This window comes from Marinifilum sp. D714, assembly GCF_030851345.1.
Taxonomy (GTDB): Bacteria; Bacteroidota; Bacteroidia; order Bacteroidales; family Marinifilaceae; genus Marinifilum.
Genome location: NZ_JALPNU010000003.1, coordinates 399118 through 411561, shown reverse-complemented (window position 1 = coordinate 411561; position 12444 = coordinate 399118). Strand labels below are relative to the sequence as shown.

15 protein-coding genes are annotated in these 12444 nt (G+C 34.0%); 14 read left to right on the top strand and 1 reads right to left on the bottom strand.

Translation table 11 applies throughout. The features are described 5' to 3' along the window. Positions 1 to 252 precede the first annotated feature (252 nt). From M0051_RS05280 to M0051_RS05235, 10 genes are all read left to right on the top strand, one after another. Positions 253 to 1026, top strand: a complete 774-nt coding sequence (locus M0051_RS05280; protein WP_306740508.1) for a restriction endonuclease — start codon at positions 253 to 255, stop codon at positions 1024 to 1026. A gap of 116 nt (positions 1027 to 1142) precedes the next feature. Then, positions 1143 to 1838: a hypothetical protein gene (locus M0051_RS05275; RefSeq protein WP_306740507.1), complete on the top strand. Its 696-nt coding sequence runs from the start codon at positions 1143 to 1145 to the stop codon at positions 1836 to 1838. Positions 1839 to 2039: 201 nt separating this feature from the next. After that, on the top strand, positions 2040 to 2579 hold the full coding sequence (locus tag M0051_RS05270; RefSeq protein WP_306740506.1) for a hypothetical protein: 540 nt from the start codon (positions 2040 to 2042) through the stop codon (positions 2577 to 2579). A gap of 77 nt (positions 2580 to 2656) precedes the next feature. Further along, a complete protein-coding gene (locus M0051_RS05265) occupies positions 2657 to 3214 on the top strand; it encodes a hypothetical protein (RefSeq protein WP_306740505.1) in 558 nt (185 codons plus the stop codon). An 88-nt stretch (positions 3215 to 3302) separates the two neighbouring features. After that, a complete protein-coding gene (locus M0051_RS05260) occupies positions 3303 to 4256 on the top strand; it encodes an alpha/beta hydrolase (protein WP_306740504.1) in 954 nt (317 codons plus the stop codon). 117 nt (positions 4257 to 4373) lie between these two features. Next, entirely contained in the window at positions 4374 to 5009 is a 636-nt protein-coding gene (locus M0051_RS05255; protein ID WP_306740503.1) for a hypothetical protein, read from the top strand. Between the two features lie 213 nt (positions 5010 to 5222). Beyond that, positions 5223 to 6152 carry an alpha/beta fold hydrolase gene (locus M0051_RS05250; RefSeq protein WP_306740502.1) on the top strand — a complete coding sequence of 310 codons (930 nt, stop codon included), beginning with the start codon at positions 5223 to 5225 and terminating at the stop codon, positions 6150 to 6152. Between the two features lie 175 nt (positions 6153 to 6327). Beyond that, on the top strand, positions 6328 to 6927 hold the full coding sequence (locus tag M0051_RS05245; RefSeq protein ID WP_306740501.1) for a hypothetical protein: 600 nt from the start codon (positions 6328 to 6330) through the stop codon (positions 6925 to 6927). Positions 6928 to 7233: 306 nt separating this feature from the next. Next, complete coding sequence (locus tag M0051_RS05240; RefSeq protein ID WP_306740500.1) at positions 7234 to 8025, top strand: class I SAM-dependent methyltransferase; 792 nt, start codon at positions 7234 to 7236, stop codon at positions 8023 to 8025. A 299-nt stretch (positions 8026 to 8324) separates the two neighbouring features. Further along, complete coding sequence (locus M0051_RS05235; protein ID WP_306740499.1) at positions 8325 to 8954, top strand: lactate utilization protein; 630 nt, start codon at positions 8325 to 8327, stop codon at positions 8952 to 8954. A 141-nt stretch (positions 8955 to 9095) separates the two neighbouring features. Here the strand turns inward: M0051_RS05235 and M0051_RS05230 are convergent, their stop codons facing one another. After that, positions 9096 to 9410, bottom strand: coding sequence for a hypothetical protein (locus tag M0051_RS05230; RefSeq protein ID WP_306740498.1), 315 nt, complete (start codon positions 9408 to 9410; stop codon positions 9096 to 9098). A 62-nt stretch (positions 9411 to 9472) separates the two neighbouring features. Here M0051_RS05230 and M0051_RS05225 point away from each other — a divergent pair, with 62 nt between their 5' ends. The 4 genes from M0051_RS05225 (at position 9473) to M0051_RS05210 (ending at position 12282) form a co-directional block, all read left to right on the top strand. Then, positions 9473 to 9883 carry a lipocalin family protein gene (locus tag M0051_RS05225; protein ID WP_306740497.1) on the top strand — a complete coding sequence of 137 codons (411 nt, stop codon included), beginning with the start codon at positions 9473 to 9475 and terminating at the stop codon, positions 9881 to 9883. A gap of 444 nt (positions 9884 to 10327) precedes the next feature. After that, entirely contained in the window at positions 10328 to 10906 is a 579-nt protein-coding gene (locus M0051_RS05220) for a hypothetical protein (RefSeq protein WP_306740496.1), read from the top strand. Positions 10907 to 10922: 16 nt separating this feature from the next. Then, positions 10923 to 11747 carry a hypothetical protein gene (locus M0051_RS05215; RefSeq protein WP_306740494.1) on the top strand — a complete coding sequence of 275 codons (825 nt, stop codon included), beginning with the start codon at positions 10923 to 10925 and terminating at the stop codon, positions 11745 to 11747. Position 11748: 1 nt separating this feature from the next. After that, complete coding sequence (locus M0051_RS05210) at positions 11749 to 12282, top strand: hypothetical protein (protein WP_306740493.1); 534 nt, start codon at positions 11749 to 11751, stop codon at positions 12280 to 12282. Positions 12283 to 12444: the final 162 nt, after the last annotated feature.

Here is a 12444-nt window from a genome sequence, read left to right as displayed (position 1 = left end):
TCCTTTATTTGGAATTATTCTGTAAAGAAAATTAAACTCTCTTAATAATGTTTTGTTAATTTTATCAAACGAAAGAATAAAACACTTTTACGTTAGGTGGCATTTACCCTATACTGCTTAGAACATTGCTTTCTGAAGCAAACGCAACAGTGATAATACGAAATGAAAATGGAATTTGAAGAAAAAGAAGAATATTTAAGTTGGTGTGAATCGGACTTATTTTTATACGTTAGTTAGGATTAGATAAGAACCATGAATTTAGGTAAAGAATTTGAAGAATATATTAAATACATTTTTAGTCATATCCTGAATGTAAAAGATGAAGGAATAGAATTAAAAGAACGAATAAAGTTGACTGGTATTTCAGGTGTACCTCATGAAATAGATTTATTCTATGAGTTTGATAAATCAGGTTTTATTCATAAGGTGGCTATTGAATGTAAAAACACAAAAAGACCAACAGAAAAAAAAGACATCCTCGATTTTGTGGGGAAGTTAAACGACTTTAGAAATGTTATGGGGATTTTTATCTCTAAAAATGGGTTTCAATCAGGAGCTAAAGAGTTTGGAGAAAAACATGGTTTAATATTAATGGAAAAATCTGACCTCCCTACTTTTCCTCAAATGCTGGCAGATAGACTAAAAACTGTTGCTATACCAGATGAATCTTATATAGGTGAACCATTTTGGGTAATAATGGAGATTGATAAAGACAATAAAAATACAGGAACATATTATGGCACTAGAAATCCTTTTGTTCATGTACCTATATATTTTTCAAAACGACATGCTGAATCTATGTTGAATGTTTTGAATGAAAAAGGAAAAACAAAATATGCCGTAAGAGGTCTAACACAATTCGCTTTGAGAGCTTTCATTATAACAATGAAATTCATGAATGTTAGGGTAATGATTTGTATGAAAGATGATAAAACCACTAGACCGACTGATTTTTTTGCTTTTGAAATTTCATTAGAGGAATTGGAGAGGCAATATTATTATGGAGAAAAAATAAACGCCACCTAACAATGGCTTATACATCATAGGCTTGCCGCAGGCGCAACACAAGCCTACGCTGCATAGCCGAACCGTTGTGTGCAATTTGCGCAAACGACCAACAAATACTTAATCAAAGTATGAAAATGATAGAAACAAGAAAATTATTAATAGCTATATCAATCGGATTAATGTTTACAGGTTGTAATACTTCTGGACAAAAGACTGAGCAGAGTAATTGTGAACCTAATAAAGTTCCTGTTGATACGGTAATTAATAAATTGATTCAAGCAGATTTATTTAATATCACTGACTTAAAATATTTAGATAGTGCAAAACAAGACTTAATAGATTCGTATGTAAAATATGACTATTTCGGTGGATATACTTACCCAGATTCGCTTAGATATGTAGATTTCAGGTTCTACAATATTGATTCCGAAGAGCTGTTCGAAATTGGTGGATTAACTGAATATTTGGATTTGGTAAAACCCACATTCGAAAGACTTGAAATAAAATTTGATTACAAAAATGAGAGAAGCATAGATAATGATAATTATTGGAAACATACGATTGAGATAAACGGGAAAGAATATGTTGCCTTTGAGGGAATAATGGAATCCCATGACTTATGGGACAAGGCGTATCTAAATTTTATCGAAATGCTGAATGATCAACTAAGATTGCAAACGAGTGAAGAACAGTTTTACCCGATTCGTTCTGCAAATGATGGTATGATGGTTATGCTGACTAAAAAACAATTTGAGATTGTTAAGAAGTATTATCCAAATGACAATGACCATCCGAAAAGTATTGACAACTGGATTAATCAAAACAAGTAAACAATGAGATTAAGACCCCTGCCAGCACGAGCTTGTAGCTCGTGTTTTGCGAAGGCAAAATGATAAGAAGAGCAAATGTAACTGCTTACCCCCCGCTGGAACGCAATGCTATCGCGTTCCATATCTAAAACAAAACCACAGGAGAGGACTAGTGCTGAAGCTGGAGGCTAATTATTCTCAAATGAACCAATATCAAACTTGATGAAAAAATTATTTATAATACTATCCATTATTACGCTAAGCTTTTCTGGTTACAGTCAGGAAAGTGTAAGAAATTTTAAAAATGTAAGAGGAGAGGTCACTTGGCAAAAAGTATTTGAAAGTGAACTTCAAAAGAGCACCATTAAAGAGTATTTTCAAAACTCAGGCATTTTTAAAGAAATTGAAATCACAGAAAATGGTTTAAGGGGCGAATTACGACTGTTCGAACCAGACCATAGAGGTGCAGGCTATTCTGTATTCAAAACTCCTGATTTAATTCAGGAATATTATCATACTGCTTTTGTTTCAATACAGTTTAAAGAATCAAGATATCGCGTTACCATCAATAAAATTACTTTGACTAAAAAAATTGATAACTCATCGGGAAGTCATGGAAGTATAGAGCTTTTGAATGGGCATGCAATTACCAATAAAGGTCTCTTTGGAAGATTATTCATTAAAAATTCTGTACCGATTTACGATTATACTTTCCTGAAAATGTTTGAGCCTAAAAACATTGGGAGTGATGATGATTGGTAGATTTGAATCGTCTGCCAGGGAGCTTGTAGTTCGTGTTTTGCAAAAGCAAATTACATATAATGATTGACAATTTATAAATGAAGAAAAATTTACTAAGCCTATTGTTCTTTTTTTCAATTGCATTTACTTATGCTCAAGAAAAGAATAAACCTGGAACAGAAAAAGTTTTGAGAGTGAACTTTCTAAATCCTGGTGTTGAAATGGAATTGCCAACTGGCACTTATTCTACATTTTCCGCTGAACTTGGAATCGGATATGGTGGTGGATATCCCGATTTGACTTATGCTGGAAATGGATTTATTTATATCATTAGTCCTTTCTTAGATGTTCAGGAAAAATGGTTTTACAACCTGAACAAACGAAAGAGAAAGAATAGAGTAACCGATAATAACTCTGGAAACTTTGTTTCTTTAAGATTTATAACCCGAGGAAGCTCAATTGCAGAAAACGTTTATCGAACTTCTGATACCGATTTCGCATTTGGCCCTACTTGGGGGATCCAGAGGAAATTTGGAAAAAACTTTCACTTGCTTTTTGATATTGGACCTCAATACTATTTCGATACTCATGGAAATGGAAATATTTGGCCTATTAACTTGCAAATAAATTTAGGGTTCGATTTAAAAAAGAAATAAAATTCTTTAGCTCTATCAGGGGGAGCTTGTGTTTTGCAAATGCAATTAGATAGGAAGATTGAGAGAAATAAATTTAATTTTCAGAAAAATGAAGAAGATAGCTGTTTTAGTAATTGCTTTGATTGTTTCGGGAGTAAGTTTTGCCCAGGAAAATCCTTTTCTCAAATCTTTCTCGTGGAATCGTCCTGCTGAGAAAATAGAATTTGTTTACAAAAGGCTTGCAGGACATGAGATCAAGGCAAATGCCTTTTTACCGGAAACAAAAGGACTGCATCCGGTTCTGATCTATTTTCATGGAGGTGGATTTATTTTCGGAAACCGAGACAGAGGATTGTACAAAGGGCTAAGAGACAGATTGCTAGAGTCGGGTTATGTAGTAATATCTGCAGATTACCGTTTGGTTCCTGAAACAAAACTCGATCAAATCATGACCGATGTTTTGGACATGCTAGATTGGGTAAGAAAAAACGGATTGGAGCAGTTCAATATCAATACCCATCAGATTGCTGTAGCAGGAGGATCGGCAGGAGGGTATTTGGCACTTACAAGTGGATTTAAAAAGGAAACTGCTCCCAATGCAATCATCGACATTTCTGCACCAACCGGATTTGCTTCGGAAGATATTCAAATGGGAGATTTGTCTGTGTTAAAACAAGCAGGTCCGTATGATATTGTGAAGGATTCAATTGTTTCGTATGGCGACTATGATACAAGAATGCAACTGTGTAGGTTCTTGATCGAAAACAAAATAGGCATCTACCTAACCTTTGGTTTCGACCCAAACAAAGAACCTGAAAAACTGAAGAAATATACTTTAGTCGACAACATAAAAGCTGATTATCCTCCCACTCTAATTCTTCATGCAAAAAACGATCGTGCGGTTGGATTCAAACAGGTAGAGGATTTTTACAAGTTCTTGAAAGAGACGAATGTCAAGACAGAATTGTATGTGGTTGAAAATGGTCACAGCAACGAACTGCTAAGGCAAAATCCTCAAGCCATCGATAAAATCATAGAATTCTTAAATCAGGAATTGCGATGAGAGAAGAATTTGCTTCTGGTGAGAGTTTGTGTTTTGCAAAGGCAAATAACCGCTACTGCTCATAGTCGAGACAGTTGTGTTTTAGATAAATAATACCAAAATCTAAGATCAAAAAATATGGAGATTAAAAACAGAAGTTTAATACTTGATTTTTGGGAACGAGTATTTGATATCCTTAGTTGTATTTCAGTATTTAGAATTATTCGCTTGCTGAAAAAGCAAATGACGTATAGGTTTGTTGAACTTTGGGTGATTTCAAACCTTGTCTTATCATTTGTATCAAGCATTTTAGTTTTCTATGTCGATATCTCCAGTAATTGGTTTTATTATCCTTTTATGATCTATGGAGCACTTCGAATATTTGAAATTATTGTGTATCAAATAAATGTTTTGCTTTTTGACCCATACAGATCATCAAAGAAAGGGGTTGTTTATAAAATAAAATCTCCAACAAGACTAGTTGTTTTGCTTTTTCACAACTACTTCGAAATTATATGCTGGTTTACAGTAATTTTAATAGCATTCTTAAATATGAACAATAGTTTAAGCTTTACATGGGGGGAATATCTAAAGCTTAATTTCTTTTATATAACAACTTTCAATACCAGTGGATTAATTGACATTTATAAGAATATTTCTGGAGGTGCATCATTCGTAATGTATGAATCAATTGTTGGATATATAATTACTCTGGTGACAATGGCTAGATTTATTGGTTTACTTCCACCAACAGAAAGTATTGATGATGTTTAGAAGATCCACCCGCTTGCACAAGCTTGTAACTCATGTTTTGCGAAAGTAAAATTGATAAAAAGAATAAAGGCAACTGCTTGTATTTAGATGTTAGTTAATGGTGATTCCCCACTGTACTAATTAAGATATTTACAACTTTTTAAAAGAGGGTAAACTGATAGAAATTATACAATAGGGAGTATTAATTTAGAAGAATGAAATAAAAAAAGAGAAATGAATAAAATTAAAGTTTTTACATTTTGTAGTCTATTTTTGTTCATATTGAATTTCGGCGAAATCTTTGGACAAGATGCTGTTATAACAACTAGTGATGGAGTAAAGTTGTATGCTAGTATAAAAGGGGATGGAATTCCATGCCTATTTATTCACGGTGGTCCTGGACAAGGAAGTAACTATTGGGAAGAATTAGGAGGTGAAATTGGAGAGAATCATTTCCAAATGATATATCTTGATCAGAGAGGATGCGGTCGTTCCACTAGTCCTTCAGATTCTAACTATAGCATTGATAGGATGGTTATGGATTTTGAAGAAGTTCGCAAATATCTTGGTATTAATGAGTGGTTAATAATGGGACACTCTTTTGGTGGAGTTTTACAAACATACTATGCAAGCAAACATCCTGAAACTATTAAAGGAATGCTGATGTTTAACTGCACTTTAAATATGATAGAGAGTATAGAAAAGAGCTATATTCCTTCGGTATTGACATTTTTTGAAATAAAAGACAAAAATTACTTCTGTAACCCAGAGTTTTCACTTTCTGAACGAACTGATTCTATTCAAAAACTATTTACAACAAGACAGGATGTTTGGAAACTCTCTTTTTCAAGTGTTGAATCTGCAATTAAATTTGGGCAAACATATGCCGATTTTGATTCATGGAATATGGATTTTAGTAAAGCTGCTTTTAATATAGATGATTATAAGAAAGATTACTCTTTAATGTCATCGGAAATAGATATCCCAACATTATTTTTATATGGTAATAAAGATGAGAATGTTGGCCTTTATCATTATAAAAAAGTAAAATTCCCGAAGATGAAGCTAGTAGAAGTCAACGGTGGACACATGGAGTTTATCAATAACAAAAAGGATTATACTGATGCTGTTGATTGGTTTTGTGAAAAATACATTGCCAATTGATCGTTCCTCCTTAACTACTGCCAATAATAAATAATTACATTTGGGTGGATGAACCTCCTCGCTGGTATGCGATTTTATCGCGTTCCAATTATAAAATAAAATATCACGAGAGGTCTCTTGCGATAGGAGTGGTGCATAAAGGATTATTAATGAAATTGCTAGAATTAAAAAGATTATGAAATCAAATGTTAAGAAATATATTGGAGAAGGATTGCTAATAGTTTTTAGTGTTCTATTTGCCTTATTCATAAATAAGTTATTTGATGACTATCGAACTAGTCAAAAGAAAATGATTGCCAAAGAAAGCATAATCAAAGAATTATATGCGAATCAATCTATACTTGCTAACTGGAGAAGTAAGCATACCGAATTAAATAATAGGATAATTAGTGTAGTTAATGGACAAGAAGATAGTCTCAAAACAGAGTTTAAGAAATATGATTATTTTAATCTAGGGGTATTGACAAATAATGGAACCTTGATTGATGAAATATTAACAAATACAGCTTGGGAATCAGCCAAAGCAACGGGAATAATAACAGAATTTGATTTTGAGACAATTCAAAAACTAACATTAGTATATGATTTACAGAAAATTATAATGAACAAAACAACAATGGGAATATTGGATTATCTGTTTGATTCTGAAGCTAACAATATGAAAAATTTGGATAAGACATTAGTTCAATTACGTTTGAGGTTTCAAGAGTTGACAGGCCAAGAGGAAACCATGTCAACCTTATATAAAGAAGCTATATTTGAATTAGAAGATTAAAACTGTGTCTATACTTGTATAAAGCAAGAAGGGTAAGATACCTCTTCTGACTCGATCTTGTAGCTCTTGTTTTACAAAAGCAAAAGAGATAAGGATAAATCTAATGGCTTGTTTTTATGAGTAAGTTATGGACAAACCAAGAGCCGAGGCACATGCTCTAAAATTAAATATCGAGAGAGGTCTCTTACAATAACAAAAGATTAGACCACGACAAATAGAATATGAAACCAATAATAAAATTTAGTAAAACCCTTATGTGAATTAAAGAAGCAACAAAAGCAGGTGTTAAAATAACAAAAAATACAAATGGATAACTTTGAACACAATAGAGAGAGTTGGAATGAATTGACAGCTTTGCATGCTGAATCTAGTTTTTACAATGTGGAAGCTTTTAAAGCTGGGGAAACTTCGCTAAATCATATCGAACTGGAAGAATTGGGAGATGTAAAAGGGAAACGATTGCTTCATCTTCAATGTCACTTTGGAATGGATACTTTATCCTGGGCAAGAGAAGGAGCCGAAGTGGTGGGGCTTGATATTTCTGATGCTTCCATTCAGAAAGCTAAAGAATTGTCTGAAGAATTAAATATTCCGGCAAACTTTGTGCGATCCAATGTATATGACATCGAGAAGGTTTTGGATGAAACTTTCGATATCGTTTATACCTCTTATGGAGCAATCAATTGGCTCAATGATCTTGACAATTGGGCGAAAATAATAAACCGTTATCTAAAACCTGGGGGAGTGTTCTACATGGTGGAATTTCATCCCTTTATTTATACCCTGAATGATGATTCTGAAATTACCGACAGTTATTTCAAGTCAGCGCCAATGGAGACCATTGTAGAGAAATCTTATACCGACAAGTCAGAGGTTTCCAATAAAAACCTAAAGCACATTGAATGGCATCACTCTTTGAGTGAGGTGCTGAATAGTTTAATTTCAAATGGATTGAAAATTGAGTTCATGAATGAGTTTCCTTATCAGGTTTACAACTGTTTCCCTAACCTAACTGAACTTGGCGAAGGAAAATGGGTATCCGAAAAACATGGAGCTAAAATTCCTCATATGTATTCAATAAAAGCCAGGAAAATGTGAAACACTGTTTGTGGAGTGGATTAAAAATGTTCTCCCTGTAAATCATATGGAAGCTTTAAAGCTATGGAAATACTCCTGACTTTAGAGCTTTTTTCATTTGAAGTAAGAAGGAACAGAAGTGTTGTAGTTCTATGTTTATAAGGGGAAAATGTTTTGTTTCAAATTTATTGTTTATAAATTTGATTGCTCTTATTCAATATACTTACGTTGTACTTGTTTTTAAAGTATGTAAGTCACAAAGAGTGGCATGAGAAAAAGTCAACTTGTACCAATAGACAGCAATCAAAATAGGGTATACTATGGATTTACTAGTGAAGACGAAAGAACAGCTGGAACGGAACAATTTTGAAGTGCACATTTCGGAAAGTTCGGAAGCTGCATATCAGACATTTGTTAATGAGATATTGCCAACATTAAATGCGAAAAGTGTTTCCTATGGTGATTCTAAAACAATGCATGAAACCAGAGTGCTTGATTATATCAAAACTTGCAATTCATACGAGTTTATTGACACGTTTAATCCGGAGAATGCCTGGCGAGAACAAATTTTACAAAGGAAAAAGGCTTTAACAGCAGATCTGTTTTTAACCGGGAGCAATGCCATCACAGAAACTGGTTGCCTGGTGAATCTGGATATGATTGGAAATAGGATTGCAGCTCTAACTTTCGGACCGAGACATGTGGTTTTGTTTGTTGGGAGAAACAAGATTGTAAAGGATTTGGAATCAGCCAGGAAGCGGGTGAAAGATGTTGCAGCAATAAAGAATGCTCAAAGCCATAAGAACTTAAACATTCCCTGTCAGAAAACAGGGAAATGTATGGATTGTAGTAGTCCGCATAGAATTTGTAATTCGTGGACCATTACAGAAAAGTCCTATCCAAAAAATCGGATTAAAATTGTACTGATAAACGAAGATCTTGGGTATTAAAGCAGATAGCAATAAAAAGGAAAAGTATTTGGGCAAAGAATGATATGGCATAAAATATGCATCTTGATTTTCCCGCATTTTAAAGATGAATAATAATTAAGGCTCTGTAATATATGTATAGTGGGTTTCTATTAAAATTACTTATAAATTAGTAAATTGATTTATACTTTGATCAAGAGTGGATGGGCATTGGAAGGACAAGCTGATTAGACGCAGAAAAATTTTTAGAAAGACGGGGAAGCTGAGAACTTGTTCGAAGATCACCCCGCCGCACTTAAATTTTTCAAGTAGAAGAAGTTTGGGCTTACACGCCCTAGATTTTTTGCATCCTTTTTCATCAATGGAACCGACCGAAGGGAGCTCATGAATTCCTTTTAACGAAATCATTTGATGAATAAAAAGGATGAGCCATGCGGCTTGAGCAAAGTTAAACTGAAGAATGATAGTAGTATTCATTTTTTTGTTTTTAATGATCCACTGTATTTAATGTAGAACCAGAATTTAAAAATAAATAGAACATGACTAGAACAATATTAGGCTTGCTACTGTTAGGATTAATCTCTCTTGGAGCCTGTAAAGAAAACAAAAACACTGAAGAGAAAAAGCTTAAAAAAGAAGGAGTTGAAAAATCTGAAGTCCTTGTCAATAAACAGTTACTGGTAGGCTCCTGGTTGGATACATCTGCATCTCAACTTCATTTTTCTCTACTTGAAGATGGAACGGCACGTTCTGATAATATGGCAACGCTTTTGTACCAGAAATGGAGAGTAGAGGGGAGCAAATTAATTTTAACCGTTAAAAGCATTGGCAATGGCAGTTCATCAATCGATGAGGAAAGCTATGAGATTAAAACATTAACGGAAGAAAAGTTGGTGCTGCAAAATGGTGATTATGCCATGGAATATACAAGGAAAACAGTTACAGAATAACAATAGCTGTTAGGCTGGTAATTACCAGTTAAAAGATATTGATTGAAGCTTTAAGGCTTGGGAAAAATCCTAGGTTTTAAAGCTTTTTTTATATGCGCTTACCATTTACAACAAGATAGGTGATGAGTGGTAATTCTCTTAAATATTATTACTGTAAAATGTTTCGGTTTAAATTATTGTTTATAAATTTGATTGGTTTTACAAAACATATATAAGCTGTGTATGTTTTCGATTCGATCGTGAACAACTGTTGGTCGATAGAATCATAAGCCTTCTGAAGCCTCCACTTTACTGAAACAATGTGAATGGAGAAATATCGTAAAGAGGCTAAATTGATTAGTAAAACATTATCTGATAAAAATGTCTATTTAAATACGCGATTAGAAGAAAAGATTGAATAATATCAGGTATACCTGAATTGATAATATTAACGATTACTTAATAATGAGAAAAGAACTACTTATTGCACTTTGTGTGCTTATTTTTGCTTCTTGCAGCAAGGATGATGCTATTGAGGATTCAGAAAGCTTAAAGGCACAGTTTCAGGGTAAATATGAATTGATATCTGCTGAATCAGAAATCCCTGTGGATATGAATATGGATGGAGTGAACTCCACAGACCTTTTTAAGGAAAATACTCAGCTTTCTGAAGCTGCTATCATGATCAAAATTCTTGATCCTGAATATGAATATCATCTTTTCGAAGAAAAATGGCCTATGGTTTCTTCACAAGTTTCCAGGGATGAGGCTTTTGATCCCAACAAGGAGTATTCAGCATATGCATTGGGATATGATACTTATTTTAATCTTGGTTTATTTGTTTTTAATGCAGATCATACTGAAATTCATCTTCTTGAAGATCCTGATAAAAATTCGGTGAATACCTTGTTGAGCTTTGAATCGGTAATGGTTGAGGGTAATGAACAGATAAAAGTTATTACCCTTCGAAATCTTTATACCAAAAAAGGATGGATTAGAACCAAAATCGTATCAAAATACAGAAGATATACCCAAAGCCTATAAATACAGCACTTCGTTTATGATGAAAAAAGGCCTATTGCTGATTCCTACATTCCTTTTTGTTTTGCAACTGACAAATGCCCAACAACAAGTAGGGGTTTGGAATGTGAAAAATGGAAAGATTGAAACCAACAAATCCGAAAATGATCAGTTGGGAGTTCAGTATTGGGAATGCATACATTCTATTTTGCCCAATGATCTGTTAAATAAATATGTGCTATCCTTGAGGTTGTTTTCCGATGGCAAAAGTGAGGACATGGGAGGAATGAATCAATTGGATGAAACTGTCGAGTTTTGGCAAATCGATTTGGACACTGCAGACATGAATATTTTTACCCGAGATTCCATTCAAATATTGGATTACACGCATACGCTGATTCATGAATTTGGTCATTTGCTCACTTTAAATACCTCACAGATAGAATTGACAGATGATGAAACGGAAGATCCAGACCGAGGATATTTAACTACCGAGGGATATGCCATTAAAGGGAGCTATTTAAACCGATTTGTTGAAGCGTTTTGGAAGCCAAATTTGTTAAAGGAATGGGATAGAATCAATAAGAAAAAGAACAAGAAAAAGTTGGTAGATCGCTTGTATGATTTTTATCTCGATCATGCCCAGGAGTTTGTAACAGACTATGCTGCTGAGAGTCCGGAGGAAGACATTGCTGAGTCGTGGACATTTTTTGTTCTATCGGATAAGCCAATGAGAAGTGGAGGCAAATATCAAAAGATTAAATTTTTCTACCAGTTTCCTGAATTGGTGAAATACAGAACACACATACGGGAAAATATCTCTTCTATCCCTGTTTCCTATGTTGAAAATTTTAAACAAAACTAATATGAAGAAGTGCATATTGTTAGTACCAGTACTATTTATCGCAATGTTTGCCTGTAAGCAAGAGAAGGCGAAAAAACTAAGCATCGACAAATTGGTAAATGGAGCAGAACAATTCGAAGGGAAGAGGATAGAGACCGAAGGCATGGCTGTTCATTTTTGTGGAGCCGGGAAAAAGAAGCTAAAATTGAAATCGGAGGATGGTTCGGTGGTAAAAGTGATTCCTTCTAGTTTGTTACTACATTTTAGTGCCAAGCTCAATCACAAAAAGCTAAAGATTGTTGGCAGAGTAGAGACCAGGCGAGTGGAAAGATCATTTGTTGACAAAGCAGATCGCGAGAAAACCCTTTTGTGTCATATCGATCATACACCTTGTATCGATAAGGAATGGGTAAAGCGCAAACAGGAAACAGGAGTTTCGGATAGTTTATCGGCTGTTGATGTGAAGAAACTAAGGGATAAGATGCAAAAATCAGGTAATGACTATATTACTGTAGTTACCATTATAGCAGATGAGATTGAAGTAATTGAAGGATAAGATTATGCCATCCGGAACATTTAAGAAATGTGATATCACTGATTTTCGACCTCGTTCACCACAAGCAACAAAGTTTGGATGCTATTTTGTAATGGGATTTTTTATTCTTATTGCAATAATTATAATTTTTGGGGATAAAATATTTCTTTAAAATCCACTCCT

What these genes read in the sequence shown, in the direction of transcription:
- M0051_RS05280 (WP_306740508.1), top strand. Translation starts at nt 253, where the DNA reads ATGAATTTAGGTAAAGAATTTGAAGAATATATTAAATACATTTTTAGT.
- M0051_RS05275 (WP_306740507.1), top strand. Translation starts at nt 1,143, where the DNA reads ATGATAGAAACAAGAAAATTATTAATAGCTATATCAATCGGATTAATG.
- M0051_RS05270 (WP_306740506.1), top strand. Translation starts at nt 2,040, where the DNA reads ATGAAAAAATTATTTATAATACTATCCATTATTACGCTAAGCTTTTCT.
- M0051_RS05265 (WP_306740505.1), top strand. Translation starts at nt 2,657, where the DNA reads ATGAAGAAAAATTTACTAAGCCTATTGTTCTTTTTTTCAATTGCATTT.
- M0051_RS05260 (WP_306740504.1), top strand. Translation starts at nt 3,303, where the DNA reads ATGAAGAAGATAGCTGTTTTAGTAATTGCTTTGATTGTTTCGGGAGTA.
- M0051_RS05255 (WP_306740503.1), top strand. Translation starts at nt 4,374, where the DNA reads ATGGAGATTAAAAACAGAAGTTTAATACTTGATTTTTGGGAACGAGTA.
- M0051_RS05250 (WP_306740502.1), top strand. Translation starts at nt 5,223, where the DNA reads ATGAATAAAATTAAAGTTTTTACATTTTGTAGTCTATTTTTGTTCATA.
- M0051_RS05245 (WP_306740501.1), top strand. Translation starts at nt 6,328, where the DNA reads ATGAAATCAAATGTTAAGAAATATATTGGAGAAGGATTGCTAATAGTT.
- M0051_RS05240 (WP_306740500.1), top strand. Translation starts at nt 7,234, where the DNA reads ATGGATAACTTTGAACACAATAGAGAGAGTTGGAATGAATTGACAGCT.
- M0051_RS05235 (WP_306740499.1), top strand. Translation starts at nt 8,325, where the DNA reads ATGGATTTACTAGTGAAGACGAAAGAACAGCTGGAACGGAACAATTTT.
- M0051_RS05230 (WP_306740498.1), bottom strand. Translation starts at nt 9,410, where the DNA reads ATGAATACTACTATCATTCTTCAGTTTAACTTTGCTCAAGCCGCATGG.
- M0051_RS05225 (WP_306740497.1), top strand. Translation starts at nt 9,473, where the DNA reads ATGACTAGAACAATATTAGGCTTGCTACTGTTAGGATTAATCTCTCTT.
- M0051_RS05220 (WP_306740496.1), top strand. Translation starts at nt 10,328, where the DNA reads ATGAGAAAAGAACTACTTATTGCACTTTGTGTGCTTATTTTTGCTTCT.
- M0051_RS05215 (WP_306740494.1), top strand. Translation starts at nt 10,923, where the DNA reads ATGATGAAAAAAGGCCTATTGCTGATTCCTACATTCCTTTTTGTTTTG.
- M0051_RS05210 (WP_306740493.1), top strand. Translation starts at nt 11,749, where the DNA reads ATGAAGAAGTGCATATTGTTAGTACCAGTACTATTTATCGCAATGTTT.